The 16,482-nt window shown below is 61.8% G+C and carries 16 protein-coding genes; 8 read left to right on the forward strand and 8 right to left on the reverse strand.

Translation table 11 applies throughout. The annotated features are described in order from the left end of the window. The first annotated feature begins 27 nt into the window (after positions 1-27). On the forward strand, positions 28-1,167 hold the full coding sequence (lldD, locus tag D7I37_RS02290; protein ID WP_061796875.1) for an FMN-dependent L-lactate dehydrogenase LldD: 1,140 nt from the start codon (positions 28-30) through the stop codon (positions 1,165-1,167). Here lldD and D7I37_RS02295 read toward each other — a convergent pair whose 3' ends face one another. Then, the gene (locus D7I37_RS02295) at positions 1,168-1,977 is read right to left on the reverse strand and encodes a MoaF C-terminal domain-containing protein (RefSeq protein WP_095099065.1); all 810 of its coding nucleotides are present in this window, start codon (positions 1,975-1,977) and stop codon (positions 1,168-1,170) included. It abuts the gene before it with no gap. A gap of 37 nt (positions 1,978-2,014) precedes the next feature. Beyond that, the gene (locus D7I37_RS02300) at positions 2,015-3,280 is read right to left on the reverse strand and encodes an MFS transporter (RefSeq protein WP_242502752.1); all 1,266 of its coding nucleotides are present in this window, start codon (positions 3,278-3,280) and stop codon (positions 2,015-2,017) included. 603 nt (positions 3,281-3,883) lie between these two features. Here D7I37_RS02300 and D7I37_RS02305 point away from each other — a divergent pair. Next, positions 3,884-4,315 (forward strand): VOC family protein, encoded by a 432-nt coding sequence (locus D7I37_RS02305; protein ID WP_061796883.1) that lies wholly within the window; start codon positions 3,884-3,886, stop codon positions 4,313-4,315. Positions 4,316-4,321: 6 nt separating this feature from the next. Here D7I37_RS02305 and D7I37_RS02310 read toward each other — a convergent pair whose 3' ends face one another. Further along, the gene (locus D7I37_RS02310; RefSeq protein WP_129543240.1) at positions 4,322-5,866 is read right to left on the reverse strand and encodes a BCCT family transporter; all 1,545 of its coding nucleotides are present in this window, start codon (positions 5,864-5,866) and stop codon (positions 4,322-4,324) included. 158 nt (positions 5,867-6,024) lie between these two features. On the opposite strand from D7I37_RS02310, the gene betI reads away from it, so the two are divergent. Continuing rightward, entirely contained in the window at positions 6,025-6,648 is a 624-nt protein-coding gene (betI, locus tag D7I37_RS02315; protein ID WP_061796887.1) for a transcriptional regulator BetI, read from the forward strand. Here betI and D7I37_RS02320 read toward each other — a convergent pair. Further along, complete coding sequence (locus tag D7I37_RS02320) at positions 6,606-7,544, reverse strand: LysR family transcriptional regulator (protein ID WP_129543241.1); 939 nt, start codon at positions 7,542-7,544, stop codon at positions 6,606-6,608. The genes betI and D7I37_RS02320 overlap by 43 nt on opposite strands. A gap of 127 nt (positions 7,545-7,671) precedes the next feature. Between D7I37_RS02320 and D7I37_RS02325 the strand changes: the two genes are divergently transcribed. Beyond that, entirely contained in the window at positions 7,672-8,061 is a 390-nt protein-coding gene (locus tag D7I37_RS02325) for a tautomerase family protein (RefSeq protein ID WP_061796890.1), read from the forward strand. Positions 8,062-8,098: 37 nt separating this feature from the next. Here the strand turns inward: D7I37_RS02325 and D7I37_RS02330 are convergent, their stop codons facing one another. After that, on the reverse strand, positions 8,099-9,859 hold the full coding sequence (locus D7I37_RS02330) for an ABC transporter ATP-binding protein/permease (RefSeq protein ID WP_061796892.1): 1,761 nt from the start codon (positions 9,857-9,859) through the stop codon (positions 8,099-8,101). A 365-nt stretch (positions 9,860-10,224) separates the two neighbouring features. On the opposite strand from D7I37_RS02330, the gene D7I37_RS02335 reads away from it, so the two are divergent. Genes D7I37_RS02335 through D7I37_RS02345 form a run of 3 tightly spaced genes read left to right on the forward strand, consistent with a single transcriptional unit; the run spans position 10,225 to position 13,839 of the window. Beyond that, a complete protein-coding gene (locus D7I37_RS02335; RefSeq protein WP_061796895.1) occupies positions 10,225-10,788 on the forward strand; it encodes a sorbitol dehydrogenase family protein in 564 nt (187 codons plus the stop codon). Between the two features lie 10 nt (positions 10,789-10,798). After that, positions 10,799-12,454, forward strand: coding sequence for a GMC family oxidoreductase (locus tag D7I37_RS02340; protein WP_129543242.1), 1,656 nt, complete (start codon positions 10,799-10,801; stop codon positions 12,452-12,454). Continuing rightward, positions 12,451-13,839 carry a c-type cytochrome gene (locus tag D7I37_RS02345; protein WP_061796899.1) on the forward strand — a complete coding sequence of 463 codons (1,389 nt, stop codon included), beginning with the start codon at positions 12,451-12,453 and terminating at the stop codon, positions 13,837-13,839. Before D7I37_RS02340 ends, D7I37_RS02345 begins: the two co-directional genes overlap by 4 nt. Positions 13,840-13,890: 51 nt before the next feature. Here D7I37_RS02345 and actS read toward each other — a convergent pair whose 3' ends face one another. After that, a complete protein-coding gene (gene actS / locus D7I37_RS02350; RefSeq protein ID WP_095099080.1) occupies positions 13,891-14,646 on the reverse strand; it encodes an amidase activator ActS in 756 nt (251 codons plus the stop codon). A gap of 151 nt (positions 14,647-14,797) precedes the next feature. On the opposite strand from actS, the gene D7I37_RS02355 reads away from it, so the two are divergent. Beyond that, positions 14,798-15,367, forward strand: a complete 570-nt coding sequence (locus tag D7I37_RS02355; RefSeq protein WP_129543243.1) for an HdeD family acid-resistance protein — start codon at positions 14,798-14,800, stop codon at positions 15,365-15,367. Between the two features lie 24 nt (positions 15,368-15,391). On the opposite strand, the gene D7I37_RS02360 is transcribed toward D7I37_RS02355, so the two are convergent. Together D7I37_RS02360 and D7I37_RS02365 are read right to left on the reverse strand one after the other, a co-directional pair. Then, positions 15,392-16,000 (reverse strand): OmpA family protein, encoded by a 609-nt coding sequence (locus D7I37_RS02360; protein WP_095099082.1) that lies wholly within the window; start codon positions 15,998-16,000, stop codon positions 15,392-15,394. Between the two features lie 3 nt (positions 16,001-16,003). Further along, positions 16,004-16,474: a hypothetical protein gene (locus tag D7I37_RS02365; RefSeq protein WP_061796907.1), complete on the reverse strand. Its 471-nt coding sequence runs from the start codon at positions 16,472-16,474 to the stop codon at positions 16,004-16,006. Between the last annotated feature and the right edge of the window lie 8 nt (positions 16,475-16,482).

Genomic DNA, 16,482 nt, shown 5'->3' on the forward strand with positions numbered 1-16,482 from the left:
TGCACGTTATCGAAAGAAGGAAAAAACATGATTATCTCCGCCTCGACCGACTATCGGGCCGCCGCGCAGGCCAAGCTTCCGCCCTTTCTGTTCCACTACATTGACGGCGGAGCCTACGCGGAACACACGCTGAAGCGCAATACCGCAGACCTGGCCGATATCGCCCTGCGCCAGCGCGTGCTGCGCAATATGTCCGAGCTGAGCCTGGAAACCACGCTGTTTGGCGAGACGCTGGCGATGCCGGTGGCGCTGGGGCCGGTCGGGCTGACCGGCATGTATGCGCGCCGCGGCGAAGTGCAGGCCGCGCGCGCCGCGGCGCAGAAAGGCATTCCTTTCACCCTTTCCACCGTATCGGTCTGCCCGATTGAAGAGGTGGCGCCGGCGATCGATCGCCCGATGTGGTTCCAGCTGTACGTACTAAAAGATCGCGGATTTATGCGCAATGCCCTCGAGCGCGCCAGGGCCGCCGGGGTGAAAACGCTGGTGTTCACCGTCGACATGCCGGTGCCCGGCGCCCGCTATCGCGACGCCCACTCCGGCATGAGCGGCCCACACGCCGCCATGCGCCGCATGCTGCAGGCATTTACCCACCCGCAATGGGCCTGGGACGTCGGCCTGCTCGGCAAGCCGCACGATCTGGGCAACGTTTCGGCCTATCGCGGCAAACCTACCAGCCTGGAGGATTACATCGGCTGGCTGGGGGCCAACTTCGATCCGTCCATCTGCTGGAAAGATCTGGAATGGATCCGCGAGTTCTGGGACGGGCCGATGATCATCAAGGGCATTCTGGATCCTGAAGACGCCCGGGATGCGGTGCGCTTCGGCGCCGACGGCATCATCGTTTCCAACCACGGCGGCCGCCAGCTCGACGGCGTGCTGTCGACCGCCCGCGCTCTGCCGGCGATCGCCGACGCGGTGAAGGGGGATATTACCCTGCTGGCCGACTCCGGCATCCGCAGCGGTTTGGACGTAGTGCGCATGATAGCCCTGGGCGCCGACAGCGTGCTGCTGGGGCGCGCCTTCGTCTATGCGCTGGCCGCGGCCGGCGGCGCCGGCGTCAGCAACCTGCTGGAGCTGATCGACAAGGAAATGCGCGTCGCCATGACGCTCACCGGCGCGAAAACCATTGCGGAGATCGGCGCCGGATCGCTGGTGGCCCCGCGCTGATTACAGCGGCTGCACCCCGTCGGGATAGGCGTTGTAACTCATTTTGTGGATAAAGGCGCCGGCCGGCGTTACCCGCACCTGGCCGGCGGCGTCCAGCCCAAGGAAGGTGCCGGTGCAGCGCCCCGAAATAAAGTCGAAAAAGAACACCGAGCACACCGGGATGATCTTCTCCCGGAAGGTGAACAGGTACATGTCATCTTCAAACTTGTAGTAGGTGGCGTAGTCCATATCGCCGTGGCCGAACTGCTCACCGCGCAGATTTTGCCAGGCGTAGCGTTCGGTATTGACGTAAAAATGCTCGTAATAATGGTTAGGGCTGTAAATGTTCAGCGTGCGGTAACCGAGCAGCTCGCGGGTGAGATGAGGGACGATCCCGCCCGGCGCGACCTCCGCGATCTGGCCAACCCTAAACGCCTGGCTCAGCCGCGAGCCTTTCTCCACCTCCTGCTCCGGCAACAGGGTGCTGCGCACCATCAGCACCCTGCCGCTTTCGGCATTGAGCACCAGCGTCAGGCATGCGTTGCCCGGCGACTGCAGCGGAATATTGAAGAAATAGCGCGCGGGCGAGGTGCGCACCTCTTCATACACCTCTTCGCCGCTTTCGCCCTGCAGCGCCCAAAGCAGCCGTTGCCGATCGGCGCTGAAACGCAGCGTCATCTCTTCCCCCCCTTCGAAGACCATCCTCAAGGTTTTCCCCCGCCAGTCGTGGCTGGCCGGCAGACGGTTAGTATCGATGCCGCGGGCGAAGTCGTCGTAGTTTTTCCAATCCGGCTCGGCATTCTGATTCAATACTGATTGTTCTGCAGACATGTTCGCTCTCCTTGATTGATTAGGGGGAAAAACCGGCTCAGGCATCGGCGACGCCTTCGGTTTTCAACGCTCTGCGGCTTAGCACCGCAGGGGCGGTTTCATCGAGAAAACAGCTCAATACGCCGGCGCAGGCGGCGCCGATGGCCGCCAGCCACATCACGCTGACCAGGCCGTAGCGGTCGGCGAGCAGGCCGGCGATAAAGGGCGCCAAACAGCCGCCGATCACTTCGCCAATGCCCATCACCAACCCCAGCGCGGTGGCGATGCGGGCCGGCGATACCGTTTCGGACGGGATGGTGGCCATAAACAGGGTAAAGCAGCCGAGGCCGGTATAAGACAGGAACACCAGCCCGCCCAGCAGCCACAGGTTGTCGACGTAGCTCAGAAACAGCGGGCAACAGATCGCCAGCAGCGAAAAGAAAATCAGCGTCGGCTTGCGCCCGAGGCGATCGGAGATGGCCGGCACCGCGACGCCCCAGAACACCCAGGCGGCGCCGATGGCGCTCATGACCCCGCCCATGGCGCCCTCGCCGAAGCCGCGATCCGTCACTAGCAAACTGGGGGTAAAGGTAATGATCACCATAAACCAGGTGACGAAAACGCAGGAAATCAGAATGCACAACACCACATTCTTAATGTTGAACAGCTGGCGATAAGCGCCCTTTTCCGCCGGGGCCTTGGCGGCCGGCACGGCGATAAAAGCGGGATCTTTTTTGCCGTTAACATTTTTATAAATCAGCCAGGCTAAAATAACGCCCGGCACGGCGGTCAAATGAAACGCCATGCTCCAACCCCAGGTCTGCGCCAGATAAATAATCAGCGGCGGCGCGATAATTCCGCCTAATAATCCCGGCGCCGCGCCCTGGATCATGCCCATATTGAAACCGCGCCGCTGCGGTTGCGATTTCTCCACCATCAGCGATTGCGCGATCGGCAGGACCGGCCCTTCGGCGATCCCCATCAGGGCGCGGAAGATCAGCAACATGGCGAAACCGCTCACCAGCCCCGACAGCGCGGAGAACAGGGAAAACACCAGGATCGAGACGATCAGCATCGGCTTGCGAATATCGAAGCGATCGGCAATCGCCCCCAGGCCGGCGCCGGACAGCGCCCAGGTCAACGCCAGTACCGCCGACAGGGTGCCCAGGTGCACGTTGCTCAGCTGCAGATCGGCGGCAATCATCGGAAACAGAAATGAAATGGTGAGACGATCGACAAACACGCAGCCAAATACGAAAAACAGGATCACCAGCAAACGGTTTTCTTCGCGCAATGTCGAACGCTGCCCAGACGATTTATTCATAGAGTCATTTATCCCTGATTAACTTATAAATACGACGCTAAATTATTAACATGTTAATGAGATAAACTTATCCCAGCTAACGGCGCTGTCAAGCCGGCCGCCCTGGGATAAAACACACGCCGCCATCGGCATATTAAAACGCCATAAAAATCACCCAATTAATTTATAGTTACTTGTTTTTAATCGGCTAAGATTTATTTCCAGGTACTTTTCAAAACAATAAACCGCAGGCCAACCGGAAATTCATGAATAAATTAACCAATCAAACTTAAGCGGCTGTTATTGATATCTCTTCGGCTAGCCCTGTTCCGCTGGCCGCAGCAGCAGGTTTATTATTTGAATTATTGCGACTTATTTATTCTCCGCGCACCGAGCTAACTCTAATGAGGGAAAGCCGCGCCGCTGGCTAACGCGAAATTAGCTTAACGATGGCAAAGCTGCAGAGCGTGATGCGAATCACAGCAAACGTCACTTTTCCGCTGAACCGCGCACTGACCCCGGGCCGTTATGGCCGCCGCCGCTAGCTCATGCCAATTCGTTCTAATCGCGCCGGTAAAATGGCCGCATTATGCTGGTTGGCAAGAGTGACTCAGGAGAACCATCATGACGGCAACACTGACCAAGGCGGGTTTCTGGCGCAAGACCGCCGACTCTTCGGCGCTGCGCGAGCCGCGCGTGCTGATCCGGGTATATGTCGGCGAAGGGGAAATTGACCGCGCCATCGCTTTCTACCAACAGCTGCACGGCGTCACCGCGGACATGCGCTTTGACTTTCCCGAGCACCGGCTGGTGCTGGCGGCCGTCGGGCCGTTTCTGATCCTGGAGGGTTCGGAAGAAAACCTTCGCCCCTTCCGCAGCACCCTGGGCACGCTGCTGGTGGATGATATCTACCCCTATCACCAGCGCCTGCTGGCAGCCGGCGCCGAGATATTTTTCGGCCCGGTGGAGGTACCCACCGGCGCCTGTTTCAACGCCCGCCTGCCGGACGGCACCCAGATCGAATACGTTCATCACCGGCCGCGCGACGGGGAGTAAGCCGGTTCAGGACGCCACCGGCCGCAGGGCGTAACGGTGCAGATCCCTATGCAGGCTGACCATATACAGCACGATCACCGCGGAGAACGGCAGCCCGCACAGCACCACGGCGGTTTGCATCGCGCTGAAGCTGCCGGCGTACAGCAGGCCGACGCACACCACGGTGGTTACCGCAGCCCAGAAGATGCGCAGCCAGGCCGGCGCATCGTCCTGGGCGGAGCCGCCCTGGCACGAGAGATTGGCAATCATCAGCGTGCCGGAATCGACCGGCGTCAGGAACAGCACGAAACTGATCACCACGGTAAAGCCGGCGGTCAGCTGGGTGTAAGGCAGGTATTCGAACAGCTTGAACACCGCCATCGGCGGATCGGCCACCGCCACCTGGCCGAGGATCGCCTGACCGCCTTCCAGCACCAGGCTGATGGCGGTGTTGCCGAAGATCGACAGCCACGCCAGCGTGAACCCCAGCGGAATCAACAACACGCCGAAGATCAGCTCGCGGATGGTGCGCCCTTTTGAAATGCGCGCGATAAACAGGCCGACAAACGGCGCCCACGCCACCCACCAGGCCCAGTAGAACAGCGTCCAGGCGCCCTGCCACTGGCGCGCCTTGCCGTACAGATACATGTCGAAGCTTCTGCTGACGATCGAGGTCAGGTAATCCCCGACGTTTTGCAGCATGCCGTTGACCAGGTTCAGCGTCGGCCCGGCCAGAAACACGAACAGCAGCAGCAGGCACAGGAAGCCGACGTTGACGTTGGACAGCATCGCGATGCCTTTTTCGACGCCGGTCACCGCCGCCAGCGTGGCCACCGCCATCATCACCACGATCAGCGCCAGCAGCACGCCGGTGCTTTGCGGGATATCGAACAGGTAGAACAGACCGGAGTTGACCAGCAGCGCACCGATCCCCAGGTTGGTCACCATGGAGATCACCGTGACCAGTATGCCGAAGCTGTCCACCAGGTGGCCGACGCAGCCGTGGGTGCGTTCGCCGAAGATCGGATACAGCGCCGAACGCAGCGCCAGCGGCAGGCCGCGGCAGTAGGCGAAATAGGCCAGCGCGGTGGCGATCAGCGCGTACAGCGCCCAGCCGTGCAGCCCCCAGTGCAGGAAGGTCAGCGCCATCGCCTGGCGCGCCGCCTGCACGCTGCCGCCGTTGCCTTCCGGCGGCGACAGGAAGTGATCCAGCGGCTCGTAGGCGCCGTAGTAAACCAACGCAATGCCGATGCCCGAGGAAAACAGCATCGCCACCCACGAGGGGTAGCTGAACTGCGGCAGTTCGTCATCCTGCCCGAGGCGGATATGGCCGAAGCGCGACAGCGCCAGCCAGAAGACGAACGCCATGCAGACCACCATCAGCAGCATGTAGTACCAGCCGAACACGTCGGCGACCCAGCTCTGGGCCTGATTCAGCCACTGCTTGCTGCCGGCGGGGAACAGCACGATCAACAGGCCCAGCAGCAGGATCACCGCCGCCGAACCGAAAAACACCGGAGCATTTAACCTAATCGGTTCTTCACCGAGCGATGAGGGACTTTTTGCTGTCATGGGCAGGATTCCAGGGTGCGAACGGCAGACGATTTGAATGCAACTTACTGTTAACATTGTATCGCCATTTATTTGACATTTTTGCAGCATATAGCGTATTGATTGAACGTTCAATCAATCAAACTCAAACTGTGATTTGCCTATCAATCGGGGAAAATATGTACCGCAGAGACATTCCGGAGCAGCGCAAGGAGCAGCTGATTAACGCCGCCTTCGAGGCCATCAACGTGGTCGGACTGGCCGGCGTCACCCTGTCGCAGGTGGCGAAAGAGGCCGGTCTTTCGACCGGCATCGTCAGCCATTACTTTGGCGACAAGGAAGGATTGATGAACGCCACCATGCGCAGGATCTTGCGCGATCTGCGCGACGCGGTCGCCGAGTGCCGCGCCCGCGCGGCGGGCGACAGCCAGTCACAGCTGTTTGCCATCATTCAGGGCAACTTTCACCCCAGCCAGACCAACGCCGCTTCCATGCGCGCCTGGCTCGACTTCTGGGCCGCCAGCATGCATCAACCGGCGCTGCGCCGCCTGCAGCGCGCCAACGATCGCCGTCTCTATTCCAATATCTGCAGCCAGTTTCGCCGTGAACTGCCGCAGCGGCAGGCGCGCGTCGCGGCGCGCGGGCTGGCGGCGATGATCGATGGCCTGTGGCTACGCGGCAGCCTGGCGGGCAGCGAAACGGATCTGAAGCTGGACTGCCGCATCGCCTGCGACTATGTGGTACAGATTTTAGGCGCCGCTCAATCGGCGGCGAATCCGTCGGCGAAAGCGCCGCGCAGATAACTGCCGAACGCCGCAACCGTTCGCGGCACCGGCGATGCGTAAGGGCGCACCACGTAAAGCGCATCGGCGAAGGCGCCTGCCGGGCGCCACCCCGGCAGCACCTCGATCAATCGGCCGCTCGCCAGCGCCTGCTGCGCGCTGAAATCGGGCAGCAGCGCAATCCCCAGCCCGTCCAGTGCGGCGTCGCGTATCGATTCGCTATTGTTGGTGGCGAAAGGACCGCTGACCGGCACCCGCACCTCCCCGCCCATCGCCGGGTTGTCGGCGACAAAACGCCAGCTCGGCTGTTCGCCGCCGCGCGGATAGTACAGACACTGATGCTGTTCAAGCTCGGCGGGAGACGCCGGCATGCCGTGCCGGCGGATATAATCGACGGCCGCCACCGCCAGCGTTTTCGTCGGGCACAGCCGCCAGGCGACGTGCGTGTCCGGCAGGCTGTCGCTGTGACGGATCGCCAGATCGAAGCCTTCGCGGGTTAACGACACCAGCCGATCGGACACCTCCAACTGCACCCGCACCTGCGGATTGGCGCGCAGAAAACCGGTGATGCGCGGCACCAGCTGCTGGCGGGCAAACGCCACCGGCGCAGTCACCCGTATCGCTCCGCGCAGCGGCCCGACCGAATCGCACACGCCGGAAAAACTCTGTTTGATCTGGGCAAACGGCTGCCGCAGCTCCTCCACCAGCCGCAGCCCGGCCTCGGTCAGCCGGACGCTGCGCGTGGTGCGTTGCACCAGGGGCACCCCGGCCAGGGTTTCAATCTCTTTGATCTTTTGGCTCATCGCCGCCTTGCTGACCGCCAGCCGCTCGGCCGCGCGGGTGAAACTGCCCTGCTCCGCCAGCACGGTAAGCCAATGCAAATGGGTCCACAGGGTTTCAATCTTCGGATTTTTCATCGCCGACTGTTCATTTAAGTAAACAATGAGTTCAAGTATAGCGCTTCTTCCGCGTAAAAAATCGCCTTACTATGGCCCCGGCAGCCCGCCTGCCGCAAACAAGCCAACCCACTGACAGGATTATAAAATGCCATTGCTTACCTTTGACGTCATCGAGGGCCGCAGCCCAGCTGAACTGCAAACCCTGCTCGACGCCGCCCACCGCGCGGTGCTGAGCGCCTTTGCGGTGCCCGAGCGCGATCGCTACCAGATTGTTCATGAAAACAAGGCTCATCAGATGGTGATCGAGGATACCGGCCTGGGCCTGACGCGCAGTCGCAATCTGGTGGTGGTGAGGGTGTTCACCAGCCCGCGCAGCGAGCAGCAGAAGCAGCGGTTTTACGCCGAGCTGCAGCGCGAGTTGAAAGAAAGCTGCGGCATCGAAGGCGGCGATCTGATGGTGTCGATAGTCACCAACGCGAAAGGGGACTGGAGCTTCGGCAATGGCGTGGCGCAGTATCTGACCGGCGAGCTCTGACGGGCAAAGGCGGCGCGCCGGCCGCCCTGCCGCTGGGTCAGGGTTCTTCGCTGTACTGGTTTTGCCACATCGCCGCATAGCGGCCATTGCGTTGCAACAACGCTTCATGGCCGCCGCGCTCAACGATCTCGCCCGCCTCCAGCACGATGATTTCATCGGCATCCACCACCGTAGAGAGGCGATGGGCGATCACCAGCGTGGTGTGGTTGCGGCTGACTTCGCGCAGGTGCCCCTGGATCTCGCGTTCGGTTTGGGTATCCAGCGCGCTGGTCGCTTCGTCGAACACCAAAATCGCCGGGTTTTTCAGGATGGTACGGGCGATCGCCACCCGCTGCTTCTCGCCGCCGGACAGCTTGAGGCCGCGCTCCCCCACCCGGGTGTCATAGCCGTCGGGCAGGCTGACGATGAAATCATGGATATGCGCCAGCCGGGCCGCCCGTTCGATCTCTTCATCGCTGGAGCCGGTTTTGCCGTAGCCGATGTTGTAGCGCAGCGTATCGTTAAACAGCACGGTATCCTGCGGCACGATGCCGATAGCCCGTCGCAGGCTGGTCTGGGTCAGTTGGCGAATATCCTGGCCGTCGATGGCAACCGCGCCGCCGTTCACGTCATAGAAGCGGAACAGCAGGCGTGAAAGCGTCGATTTGCCGGCGCCGGAAGCGCCCACCACCGCCACGGTTTTTCCCGCCGGGATGGTGAAGCTCACCTGCTTGAGGATCGGCCGCCGCGGATCGTAACCGAAGCTGACCGCATCAAAACGCACCTCGCCCTGGCCGAGACGCAGATCCTGCGCATTCGGGCCGTCGACAATCTCCTGCTCTTCCTGCAGCAGATCGAACATGTTCTCCATGTCGATCAGCGCCTGCCGCACTTCGGCGTAAATAAAGCCGAAGAAGTTCAGCGGCTGGTAGAGCTGCAGCAAATAGGCATTCACCAGCACAAAATCACCGATGCTCATTCGCCCCTGCACGATGCCCTGCGCCGCCATGCTCATCATGACGATCAGGCCGACCGAGATCACCGCCGTCTGGCCGAGGTTCAAGGCGGTAAAGCTGAACTGATTCTTGATGGCGGCGTATTCATACAGCCGGCGCGACATATTGAAGCGCTCGGCCTCAAACTCCTCGTTGCCGAAATACTTCACGGTTTCGTAATTCAGCAGGCTGTCGATGGATTTGCTGTTGGCGTCGGCGTTGGCCTTGTTGAGCTCGCGCCGGAAACGGGTGCGCCAGCTGACCGCCGTCACGGTAAACAGGATATAGCAGCAGACCGTGGCCAGGATCGCCAGCGCGAACCAGCCGTTCAGCATATGCCACATGATCACCGACACCAGCGTCAGTTCGAACAGGATCGGCACGATGGAAAACAGCAGCCGCGACAGCACGGTGGCCACCGCCTGAGTGCCGCGCTCAATCGACAGCGACAGCCCGCCGGTTTGCCGTTCCAGATGAAAGCGCAGACTCAGCGCATGCAGCTGCCTGAACACCCGCAGCCCCAGCAGCCGGGTGGCGTTTTGGCTGACGTGGATAAACATCACGTTGCGCAGCTCTTCAAACAGCGCGCCGCCCACCCGCGCCGCGCCATAGGCGACGATCAGCCCCAGCGGAATGGCCAGCATTTTGGCGGTGTCGCCGCTCAGCGCATCGACCATCGCTTTGTAAGCCAGCGGTACCAGAGTGGTGCTGACCTTGGCGATCACCATGAAGATAAAGGCCACCAGCAGATACCAACGCAGTCTGGGGTTGTCTTTCGGCCACAGATAGGGCAGCAGGAACTTCAATAAACGGGAACGATCCATAATGTAATAATTATCTTCTCAGTCAGAATTGCGGCATCGGCTTTACTCCATTCTGGCATGTATGGCGACAAAAGCCTTGGCAATCCGCCGCCGCGCGCCGACCGGGGGCGTGAAACGGCGAGTTTTTGATCTTCAGCGCCCGCCCGCCGCCGCTATTTATCCTTAAAGTGCGATCTTCCCCGGCGCCGCCGTGAATTTTGTTGTTGAGAAGTTATCAGCAAGTTAATATCCACGAAAATTATTAGACACTAAATAATTATTGGTTAATCAATAACCATAAAGTTGCTCTATTTCATTACTTTGTACCCGAAGCCCATCCGCTTTTCGCCTACCAAGGCTTTAACACCAGTTGCGAGAAACTCACCATGAGCACAGCGTTACCCAGCGATGACGTCAGTTCATCCAAAAATGGAACCGGTTTCAGCAGAAGGGACCTGTTGATCGGCATGGCTTCCGCCCTTGTCGCCACCTCCCTGCTCGGCTACCCGTTCCTGACCCAGGCAGAGCAGCAAACCGCAGCGGGTAACCCGTTGATCTTCGCGCGTTTCTTCACTCTGTCCCAAACCCTTACCGAACACCGCGATATCGACCAGGGCATGTCGGCGCGCATTTTCACCGCCCTGAGCAACGCCACGCCGGATTTCTCCGCGCGCATTGAGCGCCTGAGCGCCCTGCTGCGGCCGGAACAAAGCGCCGCTCAGCTGCAAACGCTCGCGGTGCAGGCCGGCCTGCAGGAGGTGATCACCGCCATCGTCAGCGCCTGGTACACCGGCACCGTCGGCCACGGCCAGCAGGCGGTGCTGATCGCCTACAAAGATGCGTTGATGTATCGCCCCGCCAGCGATGCGCTGATCGTGCCGACCTATTGCGGCAACGGCCCGCTGTGGTGGACCGCCGCGCCGCCGATGACCATGACTCCCGCACGCTGAGATTAAACTGATGAAAAAACCTGAATTTACCGCCGATGGCGACGTATCGGCCGATATCGTGATCGTCGGCTCCGGCATCGTCGGCGGCATCATGGCCGATCAACTGGTCAGCCAGGGCTATTCCGTACTGGTGCTGGAAGCGGGCCTGCGCATCGATCGCGCCCAGGCGGTGGAAAACTGGCGCAACATGCCGTTCGATAACCGGGCCGGTTCGGATTTCCAGGGGCTGTACCCGCAGTCGGAATACGCCACCGCCCCGCTCTACTTCCCGGAAAACAACTACGTGGCCCTGAGCGGCCCCAGCGCCGGCAGCTTCAAACAAGGCTATCTGCGCACCGTCGGCGGCACCACCTGGCACTGGGCGGCCTCCTGCTGGCGCCACCTGCCGAGCGATTTCCAGATGAAAACCCTGTACGGCGTCGGCCGCGACTGGCCTATTTCGTATGACGATCTCGAACCCTACTACTGCCGCGCGGAAGAAGAAATCGGCGTCGCCGGCCCCAACGACCCGGCCCAACAGTCGCCGGTCGAGCGCAGCAAACCTTACCCGATGGACATGGTGCCCTGGGCCTATGGCGACACCCGCTTCGCCGAGGTGGTCAACCCGCACGGCTATCGCTCGGTACCCATCCCGCAGGGGCGCAGCATTCGCCCGTGGAAAGGCCGCCCAACCTGCTGCGGCAACAACAACTGCCAACCCATTTGCCCGATCGGCGCCATGTACAACGGCATCCATCATGTCGAACGCGCAGAGATGAAAGGCGCGGTGGTGCTGGCGGAATCGGTGGTCTATAAAATCGATACCGACGCTCGGAACCGCATCACCGCGGTGCACTGGCTGGACAACCAAAAGCGCTCGCACAAAGCCACCGCCAACGCCTTCGCGCTGGCCTGCAACGGCATAGAAACGCCGCGTCTGCTGCTGATCGCCGCCAATAAGCAAAACCCCAACGGCATCGCCAACTCGTCCGATCAGGTCGGGCGCAATATGATGGACCATTCCGGTTTCCACTGTACCTTCCTGGCGAAGGAACCGCTGTGGCTCGGCCGCGGACCGGCGCAGAGCAGCTGCCTGGTGGGGCCGCGCGACGGCGAGTTCCGTAAAGACTATTCCGCCAATAAGATGATACTCAACAATATCAACCAGATAGTCCCCGCCACGCAAAAAGCGCTGGAGCAGGGCCTGGTGGGGCAGGTGCTGGACGAAGAAATCCGCCGGCGCGCGGCCTACGGGGTCGATTTGTCGATCAGTCTGGAACCGTTACCAGACCCGAACAACCGACTGACGCTCAGCGCCACCCGCAAGGACGCCCACGGCCTGCCGTGCCCGGATATCCATTACGACGTCGGCGACTATGTGCGCAAAGGCGCGGAAGCCGCGCATAAGCAGCTGGCGCACATCGGGCAGCTGTTCGATGCCGATGAATTCAAGATCACCACCAGCCTGAACGCCAACAACCACATCATGGGCGGCACCATCATGGGCAAAGATCCGCAGGACTCGGTGGTTGACGGCAACTGCCGCACCCACGATCACGCCAATCTGTGGCTGCCGGGCGGCGGCGCCATTCCTTCCGCCAGCGTGGTCAACAGCACGCTGACCATGGCGGCGCTGGGCATCAAGGCCGCCGACGATATCGCCCGGGCGCTGGCGGTGAAATCATGAAGAAACAGCTTGGACTGGCCCTGACGCTGCTCGGCCTCAGCGGCGGCGCCTGCGCCGCCGACCAGGGCGCGTTGATCAAACAGGGTGAACGGCTCGCCATCGCCTCGGACTGCCAGGCCTGCCATACCCAGCCGGGGGGCGGTACTCCCTTCGCCGGCGGCTATGGCATCGACTCGCCGATGGGGGTCATCTACTCCACCAACATCACGCCGTCGACGAAGGACGGCATCGGCGGCTATAGCGAACGGCAGTTCGCCCGCGCGGTGCGCGAAGGGGTGCGCGCCGACGGCAGCTACCTCTACCCGGCGATGCCTTACACCTCCTACACCAAATTGAGCGATGAAGACATCCACGCGCTCTACGCCTACTTTATGCATGCGGTGAAACCGGCGGAGCAGAAAAACACGCCGACCGAACTGCCCTTCCCGTTCAACCTGCGCTTCAGCATGGCCGGCTGGAACCTGCTGTTCATGGACAAGGGCCGCTTCCAGCCCGACGCAGGCCAAAGCGAGCAATGGAACCGCGGCGCTTACCTGGTCAACGGCCCGGGGCATTGCGATACCTGCCATACGCCACGCAACCTGTTGATGGCGGAAGACGCCGGCCGGCCGCTGGCGGGCGGCATGGTGGGCAGCTGGTATGCGCCGAACATCACCTCGGACGCCGTCAGCGGCATCGGCGGCTGGAGCAATGAACAGCTGGTGCAGTACCTTAAAACCGGCCGCGTCGCCGGTAAAAACCAGGCGGCGGGCGGCATGGCCGAAGCGGTGGAGAACAGCCTGCAATACTTGCCGGAGCAAGATCTGCAGGCCATCGCCGTCTACCTGAAAAGCACCGCGCCGGTGCGCGACCCGCAGGATACGCGAGCCGCCGACGGCTTTGGCCAGGCGTTCAACGTCGAGCCGGCATTGCGCGGCCTGCACGCCGCCAACGCCAACAATACCGTCGCCGACGGCGCGGCCCTGTTCAGCGGCAACTGCGCCAGCTGCCATCAGCCGGACGGCAGCGGCAGCAAAAATCAGGCTTATCCTTCGCTGTTCAACAACACCGCCACCGGCTCAGGCAACCCGGCCAACCTGATCTCCGCCATTCTGTTCGGCGTGCAGCGCAAGGCCGGCGGCGAGGACGTGCTGATGCCGAACTTCGGCCCGCAGTCTTACGTGAACCCGCTGAGCGATAAGCAAATCGCCGCCGTCAGCAACTACGTGCTGCAGCATTACGGCAATCCGGCGGTGAAGGTGAGCGAGGCGGACGTGGCGGAACTGCGCAACGGCGGCCCGGTGCCGCTGCTGGCCAGGCTGCAGCCCTATATGGCGCCGGGCATCGGCGCGGCGGCAGTGCTGTTGCTGGCGTTGATCTGGCTGTGCGGCAGGAAGCGGAGATAATCCGCCCTCAGGCCCGCGCCTCCTGAAGGGGAGCGGGCCTGGGTGTCAAGATTAGCAGGACGGTGACGAGCCCTGCGGCGGCAGATAGCGCTGCGGATCCAGCGCGGTAGCGCGGTAGCGGATCTGGAAGTGCAGGAACACCGAATCGGTGCCGGTGCTGCCCATGGTGCCGATCTTCTGCCCGGCCTTCACGTCCTGGCCGTTGCGCACCAGCGTGCTGTCGTTGTGCGCATAGGCGGTGATGAAGTCTTCGCCGTGCTTAATCATGATCAGGTTGCCGTAGCCGCGCAGCTGGTTGCCGACGTACACCACCTTGCCCTTGGCGGAGGCGTAAATCGGCTGGCCGCGCTTGCCGGCGATATCGATGCCCTTATTGCCGCCGTCGGCGGTGGAATAGGCCTGCACGATCCGCCCGCTGGCGGGCCAGCGCCAACAGCGGGAAGCGCCCGGCGGCGGCGTCTGCTTGGCCAGCACCTTGGCGGAGGCGGCGTTTTTGCGACGGTTTGAGGCGGTTCGGGTCGGCGCGCTGCCGCTCAGGCGCAGCTTTTGCCCCACTTCCAAACTGTATGGCGGGCGTATCTTGTTGATTCTGGCCAGATCGCTGACTTCGCTGTCGGTGATCCAGGCGATGTAATACAGCGTATCGCCCCGTTTGACGGTGTAGGATTTGCCGCTGTAGCTGCCCTTCGGCAGTTTGTCGTAGTCGCGGTGGTAGCTGTTTTTGCCCGAACAACCGGCCAACAGCAGGCCCAATGCCAGACACACCGCGGCGCGGCGCCACCATGCAAATTTGCTTCCTGTGCTCAAATCCAGTCCTCTGTATGCTTTCCGGGGTTCCGATACGCGTCAGCCGCCCATAGTAACATCTGCGTCAGACCAGTCAAAAACCCCTAAAAGGTCTATGCTGAACAGGTAAGGATGACTGATTGATTACCACACGACGAAATGGAGTACTGTCATGTTAAATCTCGACCGCAACAACCTGCCCCCGCTGAGCCAGGAACTGCTCAAAAAGCAACGAACCACCCTGCTGATCATCGCTTTCCTGCTACTGGCGGGCGGCATCCTGTGCCTGATTAACCCCTTCGCCTCCGGCGCGGCGCTGAGCATGGTGGTCGGCATATTGCTGTTGCTGAGCGGCGCGGCGCTGATCGTCGGCATGCTGGCCAACCGGGCGCAAAACACCTGGCCGATGATCGGCGGCATCCTGTTGGGGGTGGCCTATCTGATTATCGGCTACGTCTTCGTTACCAGCCCGATGGTCGGCGTGTTGGCGCTGGCGGTGTATCTGGCGGTGCTGTTCGCGCTCGGCGGCATTGCGCGGCTGGCGGCGGGCTATATGCGCCGCGGGCAGCCGGGCAACGGGCTGCAGTTCGTTATCGGGGTGCTGGATCTGATCATCGCCTGGATGCTGATCGGTTCGGGGCCGGAGGCTTCGGTCACGCTGGTGACGGCGATTGTCGGGATTGAGATGCTGGTCAGCTCCTTCGGGCTGTTCCAGGCGGCGCAGCTGTTTAAGCGCAGCTAAGCAGAAGACCGCCGGCGGTGCGGCTCAGCCGCCGCCGGCGGGTTTCGGCAATATAAAATCGACCCGGCGATTTTTAGCCCGCCCCTCTTCGGTGTCATTGCCGGCAACCGGTTGGCTTTCACCTTTGCCCCGTTCGCTCAGGCGAGACGGCTCAACGCCATGTGCAGTCAGCCAGGCCGCCACTGACCGGGCGCGACGTCGCGACAGATCCTGATTGTACTTTTCGCTGCCCACCGCATCGGTATGCCCTTCGATCTTCACCCTGGCGGCCGGATCGGCGGCGATAAATTCGGCCACCTGCCGTAGCGCCGGCTCCGCTTTATCGGCTATCGCATCGCTGTCGAAGGCGAACAGCACGTCGCTGCGTATCGACAGCGTCACGGCGGTCTTGCTGTTGCGGACCGAGATGTCGGCGGACTTCCTGGCCAGATCCTCCGCCTTGCTCTGCAGATCGAGCACGCCGGCATTCAGCCCCGAGGGCAGGCCTTGCAAATCCAGCCGGGTCGCCTTGAGATCCAGGATCACCGGTTTCCCCACCGAGACGCCCTCCCCATCCGCTGCGCCTGCGCCGAAGGCGGCCAGCCCGAAGGCGGCCAGCCACCCCGCACGGGTTAGTTTCCCTAAGCCGTTCATCGCTCAGCGATCCGTGATGGCGATCGGGCCAAGCGGCTCGACCCCTTCCAGGGTCAGGTAAACTTCTTTCACGTCCGCCGGCGGCGCGGGGAAGCTGCCGAACCAGGTGGCGACATAGGGAACGCCCTGGCTCGAACGGTATGGCACGCTGGGTGAGGCCAGCGGGACATTATTGCTGTCGGTCAGCAGCAGATACTTTTTGTTGCCGACCAGAATATAGAACGACTTTTCCAGCGCGTCTTTATCCAGGCTGCTATACAGGGCCTGGCCGTTGAGGTTGTCCTTCAGGCCTTTAAAGCGCACCTTGATAGTCAGGATTTCGCCGTGGCGCAGCGCCTCGGTCACCTGCGCCTCGGCCACGCCGCTGCTGACAATGCCGGTCGCCAGCGGGGCCGCATCGGCGGCCGCAGCGGCCCCCGGCACTATCCACGCGGCAAACAGGCAGGCGGCGGCGAAATTTCTGACATGCTTCATGATGAGTA

Origin of the sequence: Serratia sp. 1D1416 (assembly GCF_003641105.1) — a bacterium.
Lineage (GTDB): Bacteria > Pseudomonadota > Gammaproteobacteria > Enterobacterales > Enterobacteriaceae > Serratia > Serratia ficaria.

Coding starts and splice junctions, on each gene's coding strand:
- D7I37_RS02320 (WP_129543241.1), bottom strand. CDS start 7,544: ATGAAAAATCCGAAGATTGAAACCCTGTGGACCCATTTGCATTGGCTT.
- D7I37_RS02325 (WP_061796890.1), top strand. CDS start 7,672: ATGCCATTGCTTACCTTTGACGTCATCGAGGGCCGCAGCCCAGCTGAA.
- D7I37_RS02310 (WP_129543240.1), bottom strand. CDS start 5,866: ATGACAGCAAAAAGTCCCTCATCGCTCGGTGAAGAACCGATTAGGTTA.
- D7I37_RS02305 (WP_061796883.1), top strand. CDS start 3,884: ATGACGGCAACACTGACCAAGGCGGGTTTCTGGCGCAAGACCGCCGAC.
- D7I37_RS02345 (WP_061796899.1), top strand. CDS start 12,451: ATGAAGAAACAGCTTGGACTGGCCCTGACGCTGCTCGGCCTCAGCGGC.
- D7I37_RS02340 (WP_129543242.1), top strand. CDS start 10,799: ATGAAAAAACCTGAATTTACCGCCGATGGCGACGTATCGGCCGATATC.
- D7I37_RS02300 (WP_242502752.1), bottom strand. CDS start 3,280: ATGAATAAATCGTCTGGGCAGCGTTCGACATTGCGCGAAGAAAACCGT.
- lldD (WP_061796875.1), top strand. CDS start 28: ATGATTATCTCCGCCTCGACCGACTATCGGGCCGCCGCGCAGGCCAAG.
- D7I37_RS02295 (WP_095099065.1), bottom strand. CDS start 1,977: ATGTCTGCAGAACAATCAGTATTGAATCAGAATGCCGAGCCGGATTGG.
- D7I37_RS02360 (WP_095099082.1), bottom strand. CDS start 16,000: ATGAACGGCTTAGGGAAACTAACCCGTGCGGGGTGGCTGGCCGCCTTC.
- betI (WP_061796887.1), top strand. CDS start 6,025: ATGTACCGCAGAGACATTCCGGAGCAGCGCAAGGAGCAGCTGATTAAC.
- D7I37_RS02355 (WP_129543243.1), top strand. CDS start 14,798: ATGTTAAATCTCGACCGCAACAACCTGCCCCCGCTGAGCCAGGAACTG.
- D7I37_RS02330 (WP_061796892.1), bottom strand. CDS start 9,859: ATGGATCGTTCCCGTTTATTGAAGTTCCTGCTGCCCTATCTGTGGCCG.
- D7I37_RS02365 (WP_061796907.1), bottom strand. CDS start 16,474: ATGAAGCATGTCAGAAATTTCGCCGCCGCCTGCCTGTTTGCCGCGTGG.
- D7I37_RS02335 (WP_061796895.1), top strand. CDS start 10,225: ATGAGCACAGCGTTACCCAGCGATGACGTCAGTTCATCCAAAAATGGA.